At 59.5% G+C, this 20030-nt stretch carries 26 protein-coding genes; 8 read left to right on the forward strand and 18 right to left on the reverse strand.

Annotated elements, in window-relative coordinates:
• Nucleotides 1-91: 91 nt before the first annotated feature.
• Genes E4P01_RS09445 through E4P01_RS09455 form a run of 3 tightly spaced genes read right to left on the reverse strand, consistent with a single transcriptional unit; the run spans nucleotide 92 to nucleotide 1224 of the window.
• Nucleotides 92-712 carry an SOS response-associated peptidase gene (locus E4P01_RS09445; RefSeq protein ID WP_005784892.1) on the reverse strand — a complete coding sequence of 207 codons (621 nt, stop codon included), beginning with the start codon at nucleotides 710-712 and terminating at the stop codon, nucleotides 92-94.
• Between the two features lie 37 nt (nucleotides 713-749).
• Nucleotides 750-1010, reverse strand: coding sequence for a DUF2007 domain-containing protein (locus tag E4P01_RS09450; protein WP_032877751.1), 261 nt, complete (start codon nucleotides 1008-1010; stop codon nucleotides 750-752).
• 31 nt (nucleotides 1011-1041) lie between these two features.
• The gene (locus E4P01_RS09455; RefSeq protein WP_032877753.1) at nucleotides 1042-1224 is read right to left on the reverse strand and encodes a CPXCG motif-containing cysteine-rich protein; all 183 of its coding nucleotides are present in this window, start codon (nucleotides 1222-1224) and stop codon (nucleotides 1042-1044) included.
• Nucleotides 1225-1356: 132 nt separating this feature from the next.
• On the opposite strand from E4P01_RS09455, the gene E4P01_RS09460 reads away from it, so the two are divergent.
• Nucleotides 1357-2520, forward strand: a complete 1164-nt coding sequence (locus E4P01_RS09460; protein ID WP_177464492.1) for a 1-acyl-sn-glycerol-3-phosphate acyltransferase — start codon at nucleotides 1357-1359, stop codon at nucleotides 2518-2520.
• A 166-nt stretch (nucleotides 2521-2686) separates the two neighbouring features.
• Here the strand turns inward: E4P01_RS09460 and E4P01_RS09465 are convergent, their stop codons facing one another.
• The gene (locus E4P01_RS09465; RefSeq protein WP_216090754.1) at nucleotides 2687-2935 is read right to left on the reverse strand and encodes a hypothetical protein; all 249 of its coding nucleotides are present in this window, start codon (nucleotides 2933-2935) and stop codon (nucleotides 2687-2689) included.
• Nucleotides 2936-3117: 182 nt separating this feature from the next.
• On the opposite strand from E4P01_RS09465, the gene E4P01_RS09470 reads away from it, so the two are divergent.
• Entirely contained in the window at nucleotides 3118-3327 is a 210-nt protein-coding gene (locus E4P01_RS09470; RefSeq protein ID WP_005784881.1) for a hypothetical protein, read from the forward strand.
• Between the two features lie 59 nt (nucleotides 3328-3386).
• Here the strand turns inward: E4P01_RS09470 and E4P01_RS09475 are convergent, their stop codons facing one another.
• Complete coding sequence (locus E4P01_RS09475) at nucleotides 3387-3971, reverse strand: YajG family lipoprotein (protein ID WP_078820298.1); 585 nt, start codon at nucleotides 3969-3971, stop codon at nucleotides 3387-3389.
• A gap of 182 nt (nucleotides 3972-4153) precedes the next feature.
• Here E4P01_RS09475 and E4P01_RS09480 point away from each other — a divergent pair, with 182 nt between their 5' ends.
• Nucleotides 4154-4387: a hypothetical protein gene (locus E4P01_RS09480; protein ID WP_005784877.1), complete on the forward strand. Its 234-nt coding sequence runs from the start codon at nucleotides 4154-4156 to the stop codon at nucleotides 4385-4387.
• Between the two features lie 726 nt (nucleotides 4388-5113).
• The gene (gene mqo / locus E4P01_RS09485; protein ID WP_078820297.1) at nucleotides 5114-6622 is read left to right on the forward strand and encodes a malate dehydrogenase (quinone); all 1509 of its coding nucleotides are present in this window, start codon (nucleotides 5114-5116) and stop codon (nucleotides 6620-6622) included.
• A 54-nt stretch (nucleotides 6623-6676) separates the two neighbouring features.
• On the opposite strand, the gene E4P01_RS09490 is transcribed toward mqo, so the two are convergent.
• The 3 genes from E4P01_RS09490 to E4P01_RS09500 form a co-directional block, all read right to left on the reverse strand.
• Nucleotides 6677-6964, reverse strand: a complete 288-nt coding sequence (locus E4P01_RS09490) for a PA4642 family protein (RefSeq protein WP_078820296.1) — start codon at nucleotides 6962-6964, stop codon at nucleotides 6677-6679.
• A gap of 72 nt (nucleotides 6965-7036) precedes the next feature.
• Nucleotides 7037-7504: a WbuC family cupin fold metalloprotein gene (locus E4P01_RS09495; protein WP_032877765.1), complete on the reverse strand. Its 468-nt coding sequence runs from the start codon at nucleotides 7502-7504 to the stop codon at nucleotides 7037-7039.
• Nucleotides 7505-7507: 3 nt separating this feature from the next.
• Nucleotides 7508-8065, reverse strand: a complete 558-nt coding sequence (locus tag E4P01_RS09500; RefSeq protein WP_005784869.1) for a hypoxanthine-guanine phosphoribosyltransferase — start codon at nucleotides 8063-8065, stop codon at nucleotides 7508-7510.
• Between the two features lie 164 nt (nucleotides 8066-8229).
• On the opposite strand from E4P01_RS09500, the gene upp reads away from it, so the two are divergent.
• Both upp and E4P01_RS09510 read left to right on the forward strand, forming a co-directional pair.
• Nucleotides 8230-8868, forward strand: coding sequence for a uracil phosphoribosyltransferase (gene upp, locus E4P01_RS09505; protein ID WP_003188608.1), 639 nt, complete (start codon nucleotides 8230-8232; stop codon nucleotides 8866-8868).
• Between the two features lie 2 nt (nucleotides 8869-8870).
• The gene (locus E4P01_RS09510; RefSeq protein WP_005784866.1) at nucleotides 8871-10145 is read left to right on the forward strand and encodes a uracil-xanthine permease family protein; all 1275 of its coding nucleotides are present in this window, start codon (nucleotides 8871-8873) and stop codon (nucleotides 10143-10145) included.
• Between the two features lie 125 nt (nucleotides 10146-10270).
• Here E4P01_RS09510 and hisC read toward each other — a convergent pair whose 3' ends face one another.
• The 10 genes from hisC to E4P01_RS09560 all read right to left on the reverse strand — a co-directional run bounded on the left by hisC (nucleotide 10271) and on the right by E4P01_RS09560 (nucleotide 18224).
• The gene (gene hisC / locus E4P01_RS09515; protein ID WP_216090753.1) at nucleotides 10271-11323 is read right to left on the reverse strand and encodes a histidinol-phosphate transaminase; all 1053 of its coding nucleotides are present in this window, start codon (nucleotides 11321-11323) and stop codon (nucleotides 10271-10273) included.
• A 3-nt stretch (nucleotides 11324-11326) separates the two neighbouring features.
• The gene (gene hisD / locus E4P01_RS09520) at nucleotides 11327-12643 is read right to left on the reverse strand and encodes a histidinol dehydrogenase (RefSeq protein ID WP_216090752.1); all 1317 of its coding nucleotides are present in this window, start codon (nucleotides 12641-12643) and stop codon (nucleotides 11327-11329) included.
• A 128-nt stretch (nucleotides 12644-12771) separates the two neighbouring features.
• Nucleotides 12772-13407: an ATP phosphoribosyltransferase gene (gene hisG, locus E4P01_RS09525; protein ID WP_003188599.1), complete on the reverse strand. Its 636-nt coding sequence runs from the start codon at nucleotides 13405-13407 to the stop codon at nucleotides 12772-12774.
• A gap of 138 nt (nucleotides 13408-13545) precedes the next feature.
• Complete coding sequence (gene murA / locus E4P01_RS09530; RefSeq protein ID WP_032877771.1) at nucleotides 13546-14811, reverse strand: UDP-N-acetylglucosamine 1-carboxyvinyltransferase; 1266 nt, start codon at nucleotides 14809-14811, stop codon at nucleotides 13546-13548.
• Nucleotides 14812-14834: 23 nt separating this feature from the next.
• Complete coding sequence (locus E4P01_RS09535) at nucleotides 14835-15074, reverse strand: BolA family protein (protein WP_003188597.1); 240 nt, start codon at nucleotides 15072-15074, stop codon at nucleotides 14835-14837.
• A 115-nt stretch (nucleotides 15075-15189) separates the two neighbouring features.
• The gene (locus E4P01_RS09540; protein ID WP_216090751.1) at nucleotides 15190-15495 is read right to left on the reverse strand and encodes an STAS domain-containing protein; all 306 of its coding nucleotides are present in this window, start codon (nucleotides 15493-15495) and stop codon (nucleotides 15190-15192) included.
• Nucleotides 15492-16139, reverse strand: a complete 648-nt coding sequence (locus E4P01_RS09545; protein WP_032877773.1) for an ABC transporter substrate-binding protein — start codon at nucleotides 16137-16139, stop codon at nucleotides 15492-15494. Before E4P01_RS09545 ends, E4P01_RS09540 begins: the two co-directional genes overlap by 4 nt.
• A gap of 11 nt (nucleotides 16140-16150) precedes the next feature.
• Nucleotides 16151-16618 carry an outer membrane lipid asymmetry maintenance protein MlaD gene (mlaD, locus tag E4P01_RS09550; RefSeq protein WP_005784855.1) on the reverse strand — a complete coding sequence of 156 codons (468 nt, stop codon included), beginning with the start codon at nucleotides 16616-16618 and terminating at the stop codon, nucleotides 16151-16153.
• Nucleotides 16618-17415 carry a lipid asymmetry maintenance ABC transporter permease subunit MlaE gene (gene mlaE, locus E4P01_RS09555; RefSeq protein WP_005784853.1) on the reverse strand — a complete coding sequence of 266 codons (798 nt, stop codon included), beginning with the start codon at nucleotides 17413-17415 and terminating at the stop codon, nucleotides 16618-16620. Before mlaE ends, mlaD begins: the two co-directional genes overlap by 1 nt.
• Nucleotides 17415-18224 carry an ATP-binding cassette domain-containing protein gene (locus tag E4P01_RS09560; protein WP_005784851.1) on the reverse strand — a complete coding sequence of 270 codons (810 nt, stop codon included), beginning with the start codon at nucleotides 18222-18224 and terminating at the stop codon, nucleotides 17415-17417. The genes mlaE and E4P01_RS09560 overlap by 1 nt, the downstream gene beginning before the upstream one ends.
• Before the next feature lie 298 nt (nucleotides 18225-18522).
• Here E4P01_RS09560 and E4P01_RS09565 point away from each other — a divergent pair, with 298 nt between their 5' ends.
• Together E4P01_RS09565 and E4P01_RS09570 are read left to right on the forward strand one after the other, a co-directional pair.
• Nucleotides 18523-19497: a KpsF/GutQ family sugar-phosphate isomerase gene (locus tag E4P01_RS09565; protein ID WP_032877777.1), complete on the forward strand. Its 975-nt coding sequence runs from the start codon at nucleotides 18523-18525 to the stop codon at nucleotides 19495-19497.
• Nucleotides 19498-20022 carry an HAD family hydrolase gene (locus E4P01_RS09570; protein WP_005784847.1) on the forward strand — a complete coding sequence of 175 codons (525 nt, stop codon included), beginning with the start codon at nucleotides 19498-19500 and terminating at the stop codon, nucleotides 20020-20022.
• Nucleotides 20023-20030 lie beyond the last annotated feature (8 nt).

Genomic DNA, 20030 nt, shown 5'->3' on the forward strand with positions numbered 1-20030 from the left:
CATGGCGCGTATCGTAGGCGGTCGTTTGTATTGGCGCCAGATACATCAGACATTTAACCGCTGAATTTCGGACACATCCCACAGTGCAGGCTCAAGCCGGGGTCAGGCACTCCGGCCCATTGAGCTTGGGATCATTGACCATATTGGCCAGCACGCGCTCACGTAAAGCGCTGGGCTCACCGGCCAGCAACCCCTGCAACACGTGCAGCGGCGTCTCGGGGTCGAGCCAGGCGGCTTGCCCCGCCGCATCAAGAATCAACGGCCGACGTTGGCTTTGCGCTGCCTGGGTGACCACGGCGGTGCTCAGCCACACCTGCTCCTGCACGGGATACGCTTCCCAGATCGCAGCAAAAAACAGGGTGGAGCCCTCCCCCGGCGTCAACCAATACGGGCGCTTGCGCTGGGTACCGCGCCATTCGTAGAAACCGTTGGCTGGCAACAGGCAGCGGCGCTGGCGGAATGCCTCGCGGAACATCGGTTGCTCGGCGAGCGTTTCGGCGCGGGCATGGGCCGGAGTACGGGAAAGATCCGTCAACCAAGGCGGCGTCAGCCCCCAACGGGCACGCGCCAGGGTGAGCTGGCCTTCGCTCAGGCGCTGGATCAGCACCGAATCATTGGGGGAAATGTTCCACTGGGCCTGCTGGTCGGCGGGGAAGCCGGGCAAGGCAGCAAAGGCAGGGTTCCAGCGAAACAGGGCATAACGTCCACACATGGGGCAACACGACTCTTGGGGTAAACCGACCGACAGCCTAACAGACCAATACGTCGGGGAAGCTGTCGGGTTCGTCGCCGGGCAAGGGTTGCGCGCCGATATAGGCCGTGATCAGCTCGCGGGCGTACGCCGCCTGATCATTATCGACCTCCAGCCCCAGCAAACCGAAGATCGGCAACTCGCCGGTACCACCGAGCAAGTGGCGGCCCATCAAGTGCGCTTCGATGCCCTCACTGGCCAGCATCTGTTGCAACAGCTCGCCTTCCATCAGGTTTTCCGGCTCGTAGATTCGCTGCATGGGCGTACCTGTTATTCGTTTTCGCTACGCATCATTCATTTTCGCTGCGGGTTTCGAGCATCCACTCGTCACCATGCACTTGCAGGTTGAACGTGATCGGCCGGCAACACACCTGGCAGTCTTCTATATAGGTCTGGTCCCCGCCAGACAAATCCACTGTTGTCTCGACCACTTCGCCACAATAAGGACAATCGTACATCGCAGTTTCCAGCATCGCAGTCTCCAAGGTGACTTGTGCGTATAATCGCCGGTCTATTTACAGGGCTATTTCCGGCAGAGCCAGTTTACTCACGCCGCCCCTGCTATTTCCTTTACTTACCCTAGCCGTTTCTAACAAGAGAGCATGATGGGCGAATTCGATACCATCCGACCTTACAACGACAGCGAAGTCCCGGCAGTGCTGGCGCGTCTGTTCAGTGACAAGGCCTTTCTGGACATCCTGACCCACTTTCGCTTCCCGCGCTTTGCCGGCGCCCTGGGCTGGTTGCTCAAGCCGATGATCGCGCGCAAATTGCGCCGTGAGTTTGCCGGCGTCACCACCGTGGCGACGCTGCAAGACAAAGTCGAATACTACGTTGACCACACGATTGACCGGGCGACCGACGGCGTAACCTACACCGGCGTCGAGCAGCTCAAATCCGGCACCGCCTACCTGTTTCTGGCCAACCACCGCGACATCGTGATGGACCCGGCCTTCGTCAACTATGCCGTGTATCACGCCGGCCTGCCGACGCCACGCATCGCCATTGGTGACAACCTGCTGCAAAAGCCGTTTGTCAGCGACCTGATGCGCCTGAACAAGAGCTTCATCGTGCACCGTTCGATCACCGGGCGAAAGGAGAAGATGGCGGCCTACAACCTGCTGTCGGCCTATATCAACCATTCGATCCGCAACGACTGCCAGTCGATCTGGATCGCCCAGGCTGAAGGCCGGGCCAAGGATGGCGATGACCGTACCGAATCGGCGATTCTCAAGATGTTCCACGTCAGCCGCAAGGACGAGCCGTTTGCCGAGGTTATCCAGTCGTTGAACCTGACGCCGGTATCCATCAGCTACGAGTACGACCCTTGCGATGCCGCCAAGGCCCGCGAGCTGTATATCCGCGCCACCACCGGCACCTACACCAAGGCACCGGGCGAGGACGACGTGAGCATCGCCCTGGGTATCACCGGCTACAAGGGCCGCGTACATGTGAACTTTGCGCCGCCGATTACCGAGCGTTTCGAAGATACCAAGCTGCTGGCAGTGGAAATGGACCGGCAGATCCTCGGTGGCTACCGCTTGTTTCCGGTGCATTACCTGGCGTACGCACAGTGGGATGATGCCGATCCGCAGTTGCAGGTGCCTAAAGCGGCGGATGTATTCCCCGCCGATGAGCTGGCCAAGGCCAAGGCAGAATGGGAGCGACGCTTGAACGAATGCCCGGCCGAACACCGGCCTTATCTGGTGGTGCAGTATGCGACGCCGGTACGCAATCAATACCGAGTCAAGGCCGGGATCCCCCTGTAATATGTGACCCTACAGGGGATATGTGGCAGGCGCTGATTCTACGGGCAGTACATGGCCAGTGTGGGAGCTGGCTCGCCTGCGATAGCGGTGGTTCAGTTAAAGATTCAGTGGCTGATACACCGCCTTCGCGGGCAAGCCCGCTCCCACATTTGGTTTTGCAGTGGAATTAGAAATGGGTGCTGAGCCAGGAGGCGGCCAGGGCCAAGCCAAGGCAGCCGACCCCCACACGGTAAGCCTGACGATGCGCCCGTTCGGTGTGCGTATCCAGAAAAAGCATCGGCTGGTCGATAGCACGCTCTTCACTACGCATGGCGAGTTCAGCCATCGCACGTTGCGCATGCAGGCGGGTGATAAACAGCACCAAGGCGCCCGAGCAGGCAACCAACAGGGCAACAGCATTGATGAGCAGCGCCATCGCAAACCTCGGCGAATCAGTATTCGGATATCAGTCCAGATACCAACCTGAACGATAGTCGCCTCCTGCGCCTTTAATGCTCCTTCTCCGTTGACGGCTAATGTATCCAGTAATTTACAGCGTCACCTGAACGTCACCTTAACAAGCCACTCTGTTGCCCTTCGACGCTTGAGGAGTAAGTCATGTTGCACGCGCAAAACCAGGATCGGCTGTATCTGATCGCCCCAAACGATGAGCAAGAGGCGCTGGTCGGCAGCCTTGCGTTCAACGTCCAGGATCGCCACTGGCTGGTGTATTGCGCCCTCGGCGGCCACCAACATGCGGACTTGCCGGAACTGGATTTGCTCACCGGCGTGAGTGTGCTGGACTTCTATGTCGATACGGCGGCATGACCAAACCACGGGCATAAAAAAACCGGGCTCATCACTGAGCCCGGTTTTTTGTGCACGGTTTATTGCGAACTGAGCAACTGGCCGATGCTTGGGTCCTTGAACAGGCGGGTCAGGGCATCGCTGAGCACATCGCTGACCAGCTTGGTGTTGGTTTCCTGGTTGGGCGACATGCCGAAGCGCTGATTCAGCGATGCGGCGTAGCGGCCACTGTAGCGACGGGTACCGGCGCTGACGTCAGACTTGAAGGTCGCACCGATGGAGGCTTCGGTCACATACAGCCCCTCTTTGGGCGACTGGTACTTCAGCTCGGCCAGGGTCACGGTCAGTTGCGGCACACCTGGCGAGTTGGTCGGTGTAAAGCCCAGCAAGCGCACAGCGGCTTCAGCCTGGGCCTGCAGCTTGGGCAGCACATCCTGGCCGGTCACCGAAATCAGCGCAGTCTCCGGATACAGGCCGCCACGCGAGCCCAGGGTTGGCGACGGACGACCGTCGACCACACGTACCGACACCGGCTGGCCATGACCTACCGCAGCCAACGGCGCGGTGACTTTAGGTTGCGGGCTGAGTTGTTGCGGGCTGTTGGCGCAGCCAACCAGGGTCAAACTGGTCACAGTGATCAAACCGAACAACAGGCGTTGCAACATACTCATTTCTCCAGGACTAGGTGCAGACAGGTCGCCAGTATAACGGTGCACGCACGCCACTCACCAGCAATCCTGAACGGTGGCTGAAGCCATGGGCAAATTACAAATTCGCATAAATTGGTCACCGCAGTGTCATGCCACACTGGCAATCTTCAAGCATGTAACACACCAGGTACACAGCCATGCGCCTTCTCAAGACACTGTTCATGTCACACACCCGTCACCGCCACTTCGCCCTGCTCGACGCCCAGGGCCATTGCCAGGCATTCAAGCAATGCAGCCTGCCGCCCGTCGGTGAAGGCTGGGTGGAAGTGACCGAGACTCATCTGGGCTGGATGCACCGCCCTCTGCCGGCCAGCGCCCGGGTCAAGCCGCAGGTTTTTCGCGCACAACACCGGCAAGCGTTGGCCTCCTGACCGGGACCCGAATAAAAGTCATAAAACACGCCCATTTCCTTGGCGTTCTTCGCTACAATCTCCCCCCGATTATAAGGACGTCTCCTGATCGGGCCCCGCAGCATCGTTAATGCCCAGGCATTAGCCCCAAAATCGCCCACAGAGAGCCGCCCACACAGATCAAGTGAAGCTGGCGTGCTTGCTGTTTCCTTTGCAAACCACCCCGCCTTTATCGGATCTGCCAGAGCTGCCATTGCGCTCGGCCACTTGTGTTGTTTGCCCGTTTTGCCGCATGTCGGCAGAGGTTTACGGGCCAGGTGCCAGACTGGGGCAGCCCTTTTTTGAGGTTCACGTCTTCAAAAGAGCGTGAAAAAACGGGTTTTCACAACTTCACAAGAGTGTGGCGAGCAAATGAATAGTTTGGCGTTTGTACAAGCACCATCAGCGTCTGGGGCAGCCCAATTACACAGGATCGAGCCTTCCTCAAAAACCGGAGCTTGAGCCTGTCCGCTACGGATTGGTTGCACGAATCGCACGCTTTGACCATAAGTCGAATTGCCACAGGCGCCCATGAATGCGTTCATAGGCAGATTAGCCCGGCAGGAAGCGTGTGCTGAAGTTGCAAAGAATTGCGAAACGGACATGGCGATCCTGGCCATGGGTAACCTGGGGCAACACGTGAACCGCCCCGTCACTCCTGGCAGCCATGCCGTCAATTTGGTGCTGCAGATTTTGGAGACGCGTTAAATGGCGCATAACGAAGCAGTCGACGTAGTTCTGGTAGGGGCCGGCATCATGAGTGCCACCCTGGCCGTACTGCTCAAGGAGCTTGACCCCGGCCTCAAGCTGGAAGTCGTTGAGCTGATGGATTCGGGTGCCGCGGAGAGTTCCAACCCGTGGAACAACGCCGGTACCGGCCACGCCGGGCTGTGTGAGCTGAACTACACGCCACAGGCCGCCGATGGCTCCATCGACATCAAGAAAGCCGTGCACATCAACACCCAGTTCGAGGTGTCGAAACAGTTCTGGGCGTACCTGACCAAGAAGGGCACCTTTGGCTCGTCCAAGTCGTTCATCAGCCCGGTCCCGCACCTGAGCTTCGTGCAGGGCGACAAAGGCGTTTCCTTCCTCAAGAAACGCTTTGAGACCCTCAGCCAGCACCACGCGTTTTCGGACATGCACTACACCGAAGACCGCAGCGAAATGGCCGAGTGGATGCCGCTGATGATGCCGGGCCGCCCGCTTGACGAAAAAATCGCCGCGACCCGCGTGATGAACGGCACCGACGTCAACTTCGGCGCCCTGACCAATCAGTTGCTCAGCCACCTGACCAGTTCGCCGGATGCCCAGGTCAAATACTGCAAGCGCGTCACCGGCCTCAAGCGTAACGGCGCCGGCTGGACCGTGAGCATCAAGGACGTCAACAGCGGCAACAGCCGCGAAGTGGACGCCAAGTTCGTGTTCCTCGGCGCCGGTGGTGCGGCCCTGCCGCTGCTGCAAGCCTCGGGCATCGAAGAAAGCAAAGGCTTCGGCGGTTTCCCGGTCAGTGGCCAGTGGCTGCGTTGCGACAACCCGGAAGTGGTCAAACAGCACCAGGCCAAGGTCTACAGCCAGGCTGCCGTGGGTTCGCCGCCCATGTCCGTGCCGCACCTGGACACCCGCGTGGTGGATGGCAAGAAGTCGCTGCTGTTCGGGCCATACGCAGGCTTTACCACCAAGTTCCTCAAGCACGGCTCGTTCCTTGACCTGCCGATGTCGATTCGCGCTGGCAATATTGGCCCGATGCTGGCCGTGGCCCGCGACAACATGGATCTGACCAAGTACCTGGTCAGCGAAGTGCGCCAATCCATGGAGCAGCGCCTGGAATCCCTGCGTCGCTTCTACCCCGAGGCAAAAGCCGAAGACTGGCGCCTGGAAGTGGCCGGCCAGCGGGTGCAGATCATCAAGAAAGACCCGAAGAAAGGCGGCGTGCTGCAATTCGGCACCGAGCTGGTGGCGGCCAAGGACGGTTCGCTCGCGGCGCTGCTGGGCGCATCTCCGGGTGCCTCGGTGACCGTATCGATCATGCTGGAGCTGATTGAACGCTGCTTCCCGCAGAAGGCTGCCGGTGAATGGGCGAGCAAGCTGCACGAGATCTTCCCGGCGCGGGAAAAGGTCCTGGAGACGGATGCCGAGCTGTATCGCAAGATCAACACGCAGAACAACATCAGCCTTGAGCTGGTGGAGCCAAGCAACGAAGCCCAAAGCTACGCTTAAGGTTTGAATGCAAAAAAAAACGCCCCTCGGGGCGTTTTTTTGTGGCTCGGATAATCAGCCGCGGGCTTTTTCGATCAGCTCGATGTACTCGGCGGCGTTGCGCTGGTCCTTGATCAGGTCAACGAAGGTCTGGCCATGCTCGTCCTGGCCATCCAGGTCCAGGCCTGCTTCTTGGAAAAAGCCCAGGAAACGCTCGAAGTCGTCGATACGCAGGCCGCGATAGGCCTTGATCAGTTTGTGCAGGGACGGCGAAGTCGCATCAACCGGCTCGAAGTCCAGGAACAACTTGATTTGGTCGTCACCGATCTCGTCGCCAATCACCTGTTTCTTATCTTTACGCATTACCGACTCCAGCCTGCAGACATTTACACGGGGTTTGAAGTCTACCTGCGCGACGCAGGATGTGGGAGGGGCTCAATCGAACTGGGCAAGCATCCAGCGTTGGTAGTCAGCCACACCGGCATCACCTTCTCGCGGCGCCCAATCAGCCAGCTCCCCCTCACCCACCGGTCGATAAGGCCCGGCCTTGCATTCGAACATCACAGTGTCAGGCTCCAGCACCACCAGGCCATGGAATACGCCCGGCGGCAAGTCGACACCGGCGCACTTACCACCCGCCTGCATCACGCGCTTGGCAATCACTTCACCCGTTTCGGTGAATATCAGCAGACCCAGGGCCCCCTGAAGCACCAGCAAGGTCTCCGCCTTGTCGGCACTCAGGTGACGATGGGGCGGTACATATGTGCTCGGTTGCAGGGCCACAGCCAAGCGATGGCAAGGTTCTTCCATCTGATGGAAATTATGGTGATATCGGCCACGGGGGCTGGCGGCCGCTTTCTCGGCCAATTCGGCAAACAGGGTCTGATCAAGAAAGCGGGCCATCGATTACATTCCTTTAACGGCAAAGATGCCATTGGCGTTACGCCAGTAGCCTTTGTAGTCCATGCCATACCCGAAGATATAGCGGTCGACGCAAGGCAGCCCAACAAAATCGGCTTTCAATTCAGGGCGGGCCTTGCGGTCGTGGTCTTTATCGATCAACACAGCGGTATGCACTTTGCGCGCGCCGGCATGTTTGCAGAAATCGATGATCGCGCCCAGGGTATGACCTTCATCGAGGATGTCATCGATGATCAGCACATCGCGGTCAATGAACGAAACTTCCGGCTTGGCCTTCCAGAACAGATCGCCGCCGCTGGTTTCGTTGCGATAACGGGTGGCGTGCAGGTAAGAGGCTTCCAGTGGGAATTGCAGGTGGGTGAGCAATTTACCGGCGAAGATCAGGCCACCGTTCATCACACAAAAGACCACCGGGTTGGTGTCGGCCATTTCGCGGGTGATGTGCTCGCCGACCTTGGCGATTGCTGCTTCGACCTGCGCTTCGGTGTACAGGCAGTCAGCCTCGTGCATGATTTGACGGATATGCTCGAGATCAGCAGACATGGCGCTCTCCAAGGGGGTGCTGTGGCAAGAAAAGCGGGCGAAGGTACGCTTCTCGTGCGCTCCAATCAAGCCTTTATGGACTAACGTACTTGATGTCTATAGGACAACACTCTCGGATAGATTAATCTAGGCCGGTTTTTTTGCCCGCCGCCGGAGCCTTTCCCATGCCCACTCGCGAGATCCGCCACCCGCTGATCCGACACAAACTCGGCCTTATGCGCCGTGCCGACATTAGCACGAAGAATTTCCGTGAGCTTGCTCAGGAAGTCGGAGCGCTGCTGACTTACGAAGCCACCAAGGATTTACCCCTGGAAACCTACGAGATCCCCGGTTGGGCCGGTCCCGTACAAGTGGAAAAAATCGCCGGTAAGAAAATTACCGTCGTCCCTATCCTGCGCGCCGGTATCGGCATGCTCGAAGGTGTACTCAGCCTGATCCCGGGCGCCAAGGTCAGCGCCGTGGGCGTTGCCCGCAATGAAGAAACACTGCAGGCCCATACCTACCTGGAGAAGCTCGTTCCGGAAATCAACGAGCGCCTGGCCATGATCATCGACCCGATGCTCGCCACCGGTAGCTCCATGGTCGCGACCATCGACCTGCTGAAAAAAGCCGGCTGCCGGGACATCCGTGCCATGGTGCTGGTGGCCGCGCCCGAAGGCATCGCCGCCGTCGAGAAAGCCCATCCGGATGTGCAGATCTACACCGCATCCATTGATGAGCGCCTGAATGAACACGGCTACATCATCCCAGGCCTTGGCGATGCCGGTGACAAGATCTTCGGCACCAAGCAGAAGGACGCGTGAACATGCAGGATGAATTCAACGACCCGCTTTGGCGCCAGATCCTGTCTGGCGCACAGATGCTCTTCGTAGCATTTGGCGCGCTGGTGTTGATGCCGCTGATCACAGGTCTTGATCCAAACGTCGCACTGTTCACCGCCGGCCTGGGCACATTGCTGTTCCAGGTGGTGACAGGGCGGCAGGTGCCGGTATTTTTGGCATCGAGCTTCGCGTTTATCACCCCGATCATCCTCGCCAAAGGCCAATTCGGCCTGGCGGCGACCATGGGCGGGGTGATGGCGGCCGGTTTCGTCTATACGTTCCTGGGCCTGGCCGTGAAGGTCAAGGGCACCGGCTTTATCGATCGGCTGCTGCCACCGGTGGTCATCGGCCCGGTGATCATCTCGATCGGCCTGGCCATGGCGCCGATTGCCGCCAATATGGCCATGGGCAAGTCCGGCGACGGAGCCGAGTTGATCCATTACCAGACGGCGATGCTGATCTCGATGCCCGCGCTGCTGACCACCTTGATCGTGGCCGTGTTCGGCAAAGGTATTTTCCGCCTGGTGCCGATCATCTCCGGCGTGCTGGTGGGCTTTGCCATGTCGTTCTATTTTGGCGTGGTCGACACCGCAAAGATCGCGGCTGCGCCGTGGTTCGCCCTGCCCCACTTTACCGCGCCGGAGTTCAACTGGCAGGCGATCCTGTTTATCGTCCCGGTGGCCCTGGCCCCGGCGATCGAACATATCGGCGGTGTGATTGCGGTGGGCAGCGTGACCGGTCGCGACTACCTGAAAAAGCCCGGCCTGCACCGCACCTTGCTGGGTGACGGTATCGCCACTACGGCTGCCGGCATGTTTGGCGGCCCGCCGAACACCACCTACGCCGAGGTGACCGGCGCAGTGATGCTGACCAAGAACTACAACCCGAAAATCATGACCTGGGCGGCAGTGTTTGCCATCAGCCTGGCGTTTATCGGAAAGTTCGGCGCACTGCTGCAGAGCATCCCCGTGCCAGTGATGGGCGGGATTCTGTGCCTGCTGTTCGGCTCGATTGCCGCGGTGGGGATGAACACGCTGATTCGCCACAGGATCGACCTGGGTGAAGCACGCAACCTGGTGATTGTGTCGGTAACCCTGGTATTCGGGATTGGCGGTGTGCTGGTCGGCACCGGCACCGGCCCGGACGATTTCGGCCTCAAGGGCATCGCCCTGTGTGCCGTGGTGGCGATTGGTTTGAACCTGTTGCTGCCGGGCAATGATGGCTGGAAGAACAAGAAGCCGGATGAGCCGCTGATCTAACCATCGACACAAAACCAATGTGGGAGGGGGCTTGCTCCCGATGGCAGTGTCTCAGTCAATACAACTGTTGACTGACACTCCGCTATCGGGAGCAAGCCCCCTCCCACATTTGGTTTCTGCGTGGCTTAGAGCTCGCCGAGCCCATCAATCAGCGCCTGGTTCTGCTCAGGCGTACCGATACTGATCCGCAGGAACTGGGCAATCCGCTCCTGCTTGAAGTGCCGCACGATAACCCCCTGCTCACGCAACCTGGCTGCCAATCCAGCAGCGTCATGCCGTGGGTGGCGCGCAAAGATGAAGTTCGCCGCCGAGGGCAACACTTCAAACCCTTTGCCTTCCAGTTGCGCGACCACCTTGTTGCGGCTGTCGATCACCATCTGGCAGGTCTGCTCGAAGTATTCACGGTCTTCGAACGCCGCCGCCGCGCCAACAATCGCCAGGCGATCCAGCGGGTAGGAGTTGAAGCTGTTCTTGACCCGCTCCAGCGCCTCGATCAGGTCCGGATGACCCACGGCCAGGCCCACACGCAAACCGGCCAGTGAGCGCGATTTGGACAGGGTCTGGGTCACCAGCAGGTTCGGGTAACGGTCCACCAGGCTGATGGCGGTTTCGCCACCGAAGTCGATGTAGGCTTCGTCGACCACCACCACCGAATCCGGGCTGGCCTTGAGGATCTGCTCCACCGCATCCAGCGCCAGTACGCAGCCGGTGGGTGCGTTAGGGTTGGGGAAGATGACCCCGCCGTTGGGCCTGGCATAGTCAGATGCGCGAATCTGGAACTGCTCGTCCAACGCCAGCGCGTCGTACTTGATGCCGTAGAGGCCGCAATAGACGGGGTAAAAGCTGTAGCTGATATCCGGGAACAGCAGTGGCAGATCGTGCTGGAACAGGCCATGAAAGATGTGCGCCAGGACTTCATCGGAACCGTTGCCCAGGAATACCTTCCCGGCGTCGATTCCGTAATACCTGGCCACTGCCTGTTTAAGCAGGTCGCTGTTGGGGTCCGGGTACAGGCGCAAGTTGTCGTTCAACTCGGCCTGCATCGCTGCCAATGCCTTGGGCGATGGGCCGTATGGGTTTTCGTTGGTGTTGAGCTTGACCAGCTTGGTCAGCTTCGGTTGCTCACCGGGTACGTAAGGCACAAGGTCCTTGACGAAAGGGCTCCAGAATTTGCTCATGCCTTACTCTCCCTTGACGATGCGGTATTCAGCGCTGCGTGCGTGAGCGCTGAGGGATTCACCACGGGCCAGCACCGAGGCAGTCTTGCCCAGCTCGGAAGCACCTTGTGGCGAGCAGAAGATAATCGACGAACGCTTCTGGAAGTCATACACCCCCAGCGGCGATGAAAAACGCGCAGTGCCGGAGGTCGGCAACACGTGGTTAGGCCCGGCGCAGTAGTCGCCCAGGGCTTCGCTGGTGTGACGCCCCATGAAGATCGCACCGGCGTGACGAATCGACGGCAACCAGGCTTGCGGGTCCGCTACGGACAGCTCCAGGTGTTCCGGCGCGATGCGGTTGGCCACTTCAATGGCTTGCTCCATATCACGCACCAGAATCAGTGCGCCGCGGCCATTGATCGACTTCTCGATGATTTCGGCACGCTCCATGGTCGGCAGCAGCTTATTGATGCTGGCGGCGACCTTGTCGAGGAACTCGGCATCGGGGCTGACCAGGATCGCCTGGGCATCTTCGTCGTGCTCAGCCTGGGAGAACAGGTCCATGGCGATCCAGTCCGGATCGGTCTGGCCGTCACACACCACCAGAATTTCCGAAGGGCCGGCGATCATGTCGATGCCGACCTGGCCGAACACATGGCGCTTGGCGGTGGCGACGTAGATGTTGCCTGGGCCAACAACCTTGTCGACCTTCGGCACGCTTTCGGTGCCATAGGCCAAGGCCGCGACGGCCTGGGCGCCACCGATGGTGAACACGCGGTCGACACCCGCGATGCAGGCGGCAGCCAGCACCAGCTCGTTGATTTCACCACGAGGGGTCGGCACCACCATGACCACTTCAGTGACGCCCGCCACTTTGGCCGGAATCGCGTTCATTAACACGGACGACGGATAAGAGGCTTTACCGCCCGGCACGTAAAGGCCGGCACGGTCCAACGGCGTGACCTTCTGGCCCAGTACGGTGCCATCGGCTTCGGTGTAGCTCCAGGAGTCCTGCTTCTGCTTTTCGTGGTAGCTGCGTACCCGCGCCGCTGCGACTTCCAGGGCTTCGCGCTGGGGCGCGGTGATACGCGTCAGGGCCAGCTCAAGGCGCTCGCGGGGCAGGATCAGGTCCGCCATCGACTTGACGTCCAGGCCGTCGAACTGACGGGTGAAGCCCACCAGCGCCGCATCACCGCGCTCGCGCACGGCCTTGATAATGTCGAGCACCCGCTGGTTGACCGAATCGTCGGACACGCTTTCCCAGCTCAGCAGATGATCCAGATGATGGGCGAAATCCGGGTCGGCAGCGTTGAGTCGGGCAATTGCAGTGGACGTGGTCATAGCGAGGGCCTCAATAGAATTGGCAAAAACTCAGGCGCCCTAAACTAGCAGTCGTTTCCGCTTGGGCACCTGAGAATTCTGGCTATGAGGCGGATAGACGGGCGCAGCCTTTGGGCTACGCGGGTGAGTCAACCGCGGTGTCGAGACTCCACTGCCTTGCGCAGGGTGTCGATCAACGCCTGGATACGGGCGTGTTGCATCTTCATCGAAGCTTTGTTGACGATCAGGCGAGAGCTGATGTCGGCGATGAAATCCTGTGGCTCCAAACCGTTGGCGCGCAGGGTGTTGCCGGTGTCGACCACGTCGATGATCTTGTCGGCCAGGCCGATCAGCGGTGCCAGCTCCATCGAGCCGTAGAGCTTGATGATATCGACCTGGCGGCCCTGTTCGGCGTAGTAGCGCTTGGCGACGTTGACGAACTTGGTCGCCACTCGCAGACGGCCCTTGGGCTCGACATCACCGACACGGCCAGCGGTCATCAACTTGCACAGCGCGATACGCAGGTCCAGTGGCTCATATAAGCCCTGGCCACCGTATTCCATCAGCACATCCTTACCCGCGACACCGAGGTCGGCGGCACCATGTTCAACGTAGGTCGGCACGTCGGTAGCCCGCACGATCAGCAGGCGAACGTCGTCCTGGGTCGTGGGGATGATCAGCTTGCGGCTCTTGTCCGGATTCTCGGTCGGCACGATGCCCGCTTCAGCCAGAAGCGGCAACGTGTCGTCAAGGATGCGGCCCTTGGACAGTGCGATGGTCAACATGGGAACGTCAGTCCTTCATCAGGCTATTGCTGTCCGGTCACAAACAGTGCCAGACACAGATCGAGGCCATGACAGCCTCGATTTGAAACAAACCAGTGTGTAGGAGCGAGCTTGCTCACCCCTACAGGGCAGTGGGGGTTAGCCCGGTACGCGGCGGATTTTAGCGCCGAGCATCTGCAGTTTTTCTTCGATGCACTCGTAGCCACGGTCTATGTGGTAGATGCGGTCGATCAGGGTGTCGCCTTCGGCGCACAGTGCCGAGATTACCAGGCTGGCGGAAGCACGCAGGTCGGTAGCCATTACTGGCGCGCCCTTGAGCTTGTCGATGCCGGTGACGATGGCCGTGTTGCCTTCGACCTGGATCTTGGCGCCCATGCGGTGCAGTTCGTACACGTGCATGAAGCGGTTTTCGAAGATGGTCTCGATCACGGCACCGGTGCCTTCGGCAATGGCGTTCAGGGAGATGAACTGCGCTTGCATGTCGGTCGGGAACGCCGGGTATGGAGCGGTACGCACGTTGACGGCTTTTGGCCGCTTGCCGTGCATGTTCAGCTCGATCCAGTCTTCGCCGGTGGTGATCTCTGCGCCGGCTTCCTTGAGTTTTTCCAGGACGGCTTCAAGGATGGTCGGATCGGTGTCCTTGACCTTCACGCGGCCACCGGTCACGGCAGCGGCAACCAGGTAGGTACCGGTCTCGATGCGGTCAGGCATGACTTTGTAGGTGGCGGTGTGCAGACGCTTTACACCATCAATAGTGATGGTGTCAGTGCCAGCACCGGAAACCTTCGCGCCCATGGCGTTCAGGAAATTGGCCAGGTCGACCACTTCCGGCTCACGCGCAGCGTTTTGCAGCACGCTGCGGCCGTTGGCCAAAGCAGCGGCCATCATGATGTTTTCGGTACCGGTCACACTGACGGTATCAAAGAAGAAGTTCGCGCCACGCAGGCCGCCTTCCGGCGCCTTGGCCTTGATGTAGCCGCCTTCGACGTCGATGACTGCGCCCATGGCCTCAAGGCCACGGATGTGCAGGTCGACCGGACGCGAACCAATGGCGCAACCGCCAGGCAAGGCCACCTCGGCTTCGCCGAAACGAGCAACCATCGGGCCCAGCACCAGGATCGACGCACGCATGGTTTTCACCAGTTCGTACGGTGCGATCAGGGTCTTGATGGTGCGCGGGTCGATTTCGACGGCCAGCTTCTCGTCGATCACCGGCTCAATGCCCATGCGGCCGAACAGCTCGATCATGGTGGTAATGTCGTGCAGGTGCGGCAGGTTGGCTACAGTCACCGGGCCATCGCACAGCAGGGTCGCTGCCAGGATCGGCAAGGCGGAGTTTTTCGCACCGGAAATGCGGATCTCGCCATCAAGGCGGGCACCGCCGGTAATAATCAATTTATCCATAAGAATCTCGACGCCTTGGGGGCTCAGGTGCGCTCGGCCCAGGCCGCGCGGCTGAAAAATTTCATAGTGACCGCATGGATGCTGCCATCGGTGATCCACGGGTTCAAATGGGCATAGATCTGCTGCTGACGCTTGACCGGGCTCAATGCCGCCAGTTCATCGCTAATCACGTTCAGCTGGAAATTGCAGCCTTCGCCTTCAACTTCAACAGTCGTTTCCGGCAGCTTTCCTTCAAGGAAGCTCTTAACTTCTAGGGCCTGCATGCTCAACCTCTATCGGCGCCCAGTGCGCACGGGTCGCACATCATACAAAAAAGCCCCGCGCCTGCGAACCCCGCATAGCAGGACTCTGACGGGGGGCTTTTCTGATAAATGTGTATTAAGGATGTGCCAACAGCTCGGTCAGGCCGGAAACCTCGGCAATCTCGCGCATGTCTTCAGGCAAGGCACGGATACTGAGCGGCTTTTTTGCCGCTTCGGCATCGCGCATGAAGCACAGCAGCAACGACAGGCCGACACTGCTGGACTTGGTCACCGCCGAGCAATCGAGTACCACTTCGGGCGCCTTGCTGGCCTTGATCAGCGCCTGGCCCTGCTTGCGCAGGTCAGGCCCGGTACGGTAATCGAGCACGCCGCTGAGCAACAGCTCGCCGGCGTCGCCGATACGAACAGCCGCCTCGGTCATTGCGCAGGCTTCCCGGCAGCTTTGTCGGTCTCTTCCTTGGCCTTGGCCACTTCACCGGCCCAACCATTGATGGTCTTGTCCAGGTTATTGCCATTGCGCTGCATCGCATCGGCGAACTGGTCACGGAACAGCTTGCCGATGTTGATGCCGTTGATGACCACGTTGCGCAGCTTCCATTCACCGTTGATTTTCGTCAGGGTGTAGGACACCGGATAGATCGCGCCATTGCTGCCCGAGACTTTCATCCCGACCTCGGCACGGTCGCCCGACTCCTCCCTGGCAGGGTCAACGACGATGCCCTGGTTGTTGTATTCCAGCAGAGCGTTGCCGTAAAACTGGAACAGACCACGCTTGAAGTTTTCCTGGAACGTCTGCATCTGCGCCGGGGTTGCCTTGCGCGAATACTTGACCGTCATGATGCTTTTGGAAATACCTTCGGCATCGACCACCGGGCCAACAATCGTGTTGAGTGCTTCGTAGAACCTGGAAGGGTCTTGCTTGTACTGCTCTTTGTTGGCCTTCAGGTCGGCCAGCATCCTGCTGGTCGTGTCCTGCACCAAATCGTGCGCAGAACCTGCCGCATTGGCCATCAGCGGCAACGCTGCAAGCAGTACCAGCAGGCCACGTCGCAAGGTAGAGATCATGAACAGATTCCTCATTTAGCGTCTTTATTGACCGTATTGAGCAGGAATTTACCGATCAGGTCTTCAAGTACCAACGACGACTGTGTGTCGTGGATTGTAGAGCCATCCTTGAGCAAGGCTGTTTCCCCGCCCACGCTGACACCGATGTATTTCTCGCCCAGTAGCCCCGCAGTGAGGATAGATGCCGTGGAGTCGGTCGGCAGGTTATCTACCTTCTTGTCCACCTGCATGGTCACTCGCCCGGTGAAGCTGTCGCGGTCCAGATCGATTGCCGTGACCTTGCCGATTGTAACGCCGGCCATGGTCACTTTGGCTCTGACCGTCAAACCGGCGATATTGTCGAAATACGCGTAAAGTTTATAGGTATCGGCGGTGGGGCTGGCCGACAGGCCGCTGACTCGCAGGGCCAACAACAGTAAAGCCAGGATGCCAGCCAGCAAGAAAAGGCCGACACCGATCTCCACAGTGCGGTTTTGCATCAGAAATCTCCAAACATCAAGGCGGTCAAAATGAAGTCAAGGCCCAGTACCGCCAGCGAGGCGTACACAACGGTCTTGGTAGTGGCACGACTGATCCCTTCTGAGGTGGGCTCGCAGTCATAGCCTTGGAATACGGCAATCCACGTCACCACAAAGGCAAAGACAATGCTCTTTATGATGCCGTTGAGCACGTCACCGGTGAAGGTCACGCTGTTTTGCATGTTGGCCCAGTAGGAACCGTCATAGACGCCCAACCAGTCAACCGCCACCCACGAACCGCCCCAGATACCCACCACGCTGAAAATCATCGCCAGCAATGGCAGGGAAATGAAGCCGGCCCACAGGCGCGGGGCAACAATGTACTTGAGCGGGTCCACACCGATCATTTCCAGGCTGGACAGTTGCTCGGTGGACTTCATGTTGCCGATTTCGGCGGTCAGCGCCGAACCTGCACGCCCCGCGAACAGCAAGGCAGTGACCACCGGGCCGAGCTCACGCAGCAGGGTCAAGGCCACCATCTGGCCTACCGCCTGCTCCGAGCCGTAGCTGGACAGGATGTTGAAGCCCTGCAGCGCCAGCACCATGCCGATGAACACCCCGGAGACCACAATGATCACCAGGGACATCACACCCACTGCGTGCAGCTGCTTGAGCAGCAGGCCGAAGCCCCCGCCGATGCCGCCGCGGCCCAGCAAGGCGTGGAACAGGAAAATGGTCGAACGCCCCAGGACTTCGATGATGTCGATGCCCGAGCGACCGAAAAGGCGAACCTTTTCGATAAGAGATGTCTTGCGCATCAGCGCTTCCCCAGAAGATCTGAGCGGTAGTCCGCTGCCGGAAAGTGAAAAGGCACCGGGCCATCGGGATCGCCGGTCATGAATTGGCGGATACGCGGGTTATCGGCGTTCATCAGCTCTTCAGGCGTACCCTGCCCCAGCACTTGGCCATCACCCACTACATACAGGTAGTCGGCGATGCTCGCGGTTTCGGCCAGATCGTGGGAGACCACAATGCTGGTGATACCCAATGCATCATTGAGCAGGCGGATCAGACGCACCAGCACACCCATGGCGATCGGGTCCTGCCCCACGAATGGCTCGTCGTACATAAGGATCTGCGGGTCGAGGGCAATGGCCCGCGCCAGGGCGACACGGCGCTTCATACCGCCGGACAATTCGTCCGGCATCAGGTCGATGGCACCGCGAAGGCCAACGGCCTGCAGCTTCAGCAACACAATGTCACGAATCATTTCATCGGACAGCTGGGTATGTACCCGCAGCGGGAACGCCACGTTTTCGAAAACATCGAGGTCGGTAAACAGCGCGCCGCTCTGGAACAGCACGCCCATATGCTTGCGCGCATCGAACAGATCGCTGCGCGACAGCGTCGGCAGGTTCTGGCCGTTGACCCACACTTCGCCGGCACTGGGGCGCAATTGCATGCCCATCAGGCGTAACAGGGTGGTCTTGCCGCAACCGGAAGGCCCCATGATGCCCGTGACCTTGCCGCGAGGAATGCGAATATCGACGTTATTGAAGATGCTGCGCGAACCGCGCTTGAAGGTAAGGCCCTTCAGCTCGACCGCGTAGGCGTTATCGGCACTCATCTAATCTCCTTGGGATGCAGCCTTTCACTCAGACACCATGTGTGCGACTTTGGTTTGCAACGGATGCGCAATAATTAGGCACATGGGTTAGGCGGACCGAACTGGCGGCGAACTATATCACCGCTGGTGCGGCGCCCCCAAGGCCGGAACAGCGCTCGTTCAGATTTAGGACAGGGAATAACCGTTACCGAAGGTGATTGGCTGGAACTTCGCGCACAAAGCCTGACGAACTTACGTGAGGGAATTGATCATTACCGCTATAATCGCCGCCTTTTCGTCAGGCTATACGATTTCAGACATGAGCCAATCCAGCGAACTTGTTCAATCCGCACAACGCACCATCCGCCTAGAGCTTGAAGCCGTAGAAGGCTTGCTGGCCCATATCAACGCGGATTTCGTGCGCGCCTGCGAGATGATCCTGGCCAGCAAGGGCCGCGTTGTCGTGGTCGGCATGGGTAAATCCGGCCACATCGGCAACAAGATCGCCGCCACCCTGGCAAGCACCGGGACCACCGCTTTTTTCGTGCATCCGGCCGAAGCCAGCCACGGCGACATGGGCATGATCACCAAGGATGACGTGATTCTGGCGCTGTCCAATTCCGGCACCACCAACGAAATCGTGACCCTGTTGCCGTTGATCAAGCGCCTGGGCATCCAGATGATCAGCCTCACGGGCAACCCGGAATCGACCCTGGCCAAGGCCGCCGACGTCAACCTCAACGTGCACGTGGCCCATGAGGCCTGCCCGTTGAACCTGGCACCGACTTCCTCCACCACCGCCGCACTGGTCATGGGCGATGCCCTGGCGGTGGCGCTGCTGGAGGCCCGCGGGTTTACCGCAGAAGACTTCGCATTTTCCCATCCAGGCGGTGCCCTCGGGCGTCGCTTGCTGCTGAAAGTGGAAAATGTCATGCATTCGGGCGCCGAACTGCCAAGCGTTCCACGCGGTACCCTGCTCAGGGATGCGCTGATGGAAATGACCCGCAAGGGCCTCGGCATGACGGCAATCCTGGAGACCGACGGACGCTTGGCCGGGATATTCACCGACGGTGATCTGCGCCGCACCCTGGACCGCACCATTGATATTCACACCGCCACCATCGACGCGGTGATGACACCCCACGGCAAGACCGCCCGCGCTGAAATGCTCGCGGCTGAAGCGCTGAAAATCATGGAAGACCACCGGATCGGCGCGCTGATCGTCGTCGATAACGATGATCGACCGATCGGAGCCCTTAACCTTGGCGACTTGCTGCGCGCAGGAGTGATGTAAATGACCAGCGATCTGTTGCAACGCGGTAAAAACATCAAGCTGGCGATTTTCGACGTTGACGGCGTGCTGACCGACGGCCGCCTGTACTTTCTCGAAGACGGCAGCGAATTCAAGACATTCAATACGCTCGATGGCCAGGGCATCAAGATGTTGATGGCGGCGGGTGTGCAAACGGCGATTATCAGTGGTCGAAAGACGCCGGTTGTGGAACGCCGCGCACAAAACCTCGGAATTGCTCACCTGTATCAGGGCCGCGAGGATAAACTGGTGGTGCTGGACGAGCTTCTTGGCCAACTCAACCTAAGCTATGAACAAGTCGCCTATCTGGGTGATGACCTGCCCGACCTGCCGGTGATTCGCCGGGTGGGCCTGGGCATGGCGGTCGCGAATGCCGCGGCGTTTGTGCGCGAACACGCCCATGGCATCACCACAGCCCGTGGCGGCGAAGGTGCTGCCCGCGAGTTCTGCGAGTTGATCCTGCGTGCCCAGGGCAGCCTTGAAGCGGCCCACGCCGCCTACCTATAGAGCGTTAT

The organism is Pseudomonas sp. NCIMB 10586, assembly GCF_023127895.1.
Lineage (GTDB): Bacteria > Pseudomonadota > Gammaproteobacteria > Pseudomonadales > Pseudomonadaceae > Aquipseudomonas > Aquipseudomonas synxantha_A.

Coding starts and splice junctions, on each gene's coding strand:
- E4P01_RS09445 (WP_005784892.1), bottom strand. CDS start 712: ATGTGTGGACGTTATGCCCTGTTTCGCTGGAACCCTGCCTTTGCTGCC.
- E4P01_RS09450 (WP_032877751.1), bottom strand. CDS start 1,010: ATGCAGCGAATCTACGAGCCGGAAAACCTGATGGAAGGCGAGCTGTTG.
- E4P01_RS09455 (WP_032877753.1), bottom strand. CDS start 1,224: ATGCTGGAAACTGCGATGTACGATTGTCCTTATTGTGGCGAAGTGGTC.
- E4P01_RS09460 (WP_177464492.1), top strand. CDS start 1,357: ATGGGCGAATTCGATACCATCCGACCTTACAACGACAGCGAAGTCCCG.
- E4P01_RS09465 (WP_216090754.1), bottom strand. CDS start 2,935: ATGGCGCTGCTCATCAATGCTGTTGCCCTGTTGGTTGCCTGCTCGGGC.
- E4P01_RS09470 (WP_005784881.1), top strand. CDS start 3,118: ATGTTGCACGCGCAAAACCAGGATCGGCTGTATCTGATCGCCCCAAAC.
- E4P01_RS09475 (WP_078820298.1), bottom strand. CDS start 3,971: ATGTTGCAACGCCTGTTGTTCGGTTTGATCACTGTGACCAGTTTGACC.
- E4P01_RS09480 (WP_005784877.1), top strand. CDS start 4,154: ATGCGCCTTCTCAAGACACTGTTCATGTCACACACCCGTCACCGCCAC.
- mqo (WP_078820297.1), top strand. CDS start 5,114: ATGGCGCATAACGAAGCAGTCGACGTAGTTCTGGTAGGGGCCGGCATC.
- E4P01_RS09490 (WP_078820296.1), bottom strand. CDS start 6,964: ATGCGTAAAGATAAGAAACAGGTGATTGGCGACGAGATCGGTGACGAC.
- E4P01_RS09495 (WP_032877765.1), bottom strand. CDS start 7,504: ATGGCCCGCTTTCTTGATCAGACCCTGTTTGCCGAATTGGCCGAGAAA.
- E4P01_RS09500 (WP_005784869.1), bottom strand. CDS start 8,065: ATGTCTGCTGATCTCGAGCATATCCGTCAAATCATGCACGAGGCTGAC.
- upp (WP_003188608.1), top strand. CDS start 8,230: ATGCCCACTCGCGAGATCCGCCACCCGCTGATCCGACACAAACTCGGC.
- E4P01_RS09510 (WP_005784866.1), top strand. CDS start 8,871: ATGCAGGATGAATTCAACGACCCGCTTTGGCGCCAGATCCTGTCTGGC.
- hisC (WP_216090753.1), bottom strand. CDS start 11,323: ATGAGCAAATTCTGGAGCCCTTTCGTCAAGGACCTTGTGCCTTACGTA.
- hisD (WP_216090752.1), bottom strand. CDS start 12,643: ATGACCACGTCCACTGCAATTGCCCGACTCAACGCTGCCGACCCGGAT.
- hisG (WP_003188599.1), bottom strand. CDS start 13,407: ATGTTGACCATCGCACTGTCCAAGGGCCGCATCCTTGACGACACGTTG.
- murA (WP_032877771.1), bottom strand. CDS start 14,811: ATGGATAAATTGATTATTACCGGCGGTGCCCGCCTTGATGGCGAGATC.
- E4P01_RS09535 (WP_003188597.1), bottom strand. CDS start 15,074: ATGCAGGCCCTAGAAGTTAAGAGCTTCCTTGAAGGAAAGCTGCCGGAA.
- E4P01_RS09540 (WP_216090751.1), bottom strand. CDS start 15,495: ATGACCGAGGCGGCTGTTCGTATCGGCGACGCCGGCGAGCTGTTGCTC.
- E4P01_RS09545 (WP_032877773.1), bottom strand. CDS start 16,139: ATGATCTCTACCTTGCGACGTGGCCTGCTGGTACTGCTTGCAGCGTTG.
- mlaD (WP_005784855.1), bottom strand. CDS start 16,618: ATGCAAAACCGCACTGTGGAGATCGGTGTCGGCCTTTTCTTGCTGGCT.
- mlaE (WP_005784853.1), bottom strand. CDS start 17,415: ATGCGCAAGACATCTCTTATCGAAAAGGTTCGCCTTTTCGGTCGCTCG.
- E4P01_RS09560 (WP_005784851.1), bottom strand. CDS start 18,224: ATGAGTGCCGATAACGCCTACGCGGTCGAGCTGAAGGGCCTTACCTTC.
- E4P01_RS09565 (WP_032877777.1), top strand. CDS start 18,523: ATGAGCCAATCCAGCGAACTTGTTCAATCCGCACAACGCACCATCCGC.
- E4P01_RS09570 (WP_005784847.1), top strand. CDS start 19,498: ATGACCAGCGATCTGTTGCAACGCGGTAAAAACATCAAGCTGGCGATT.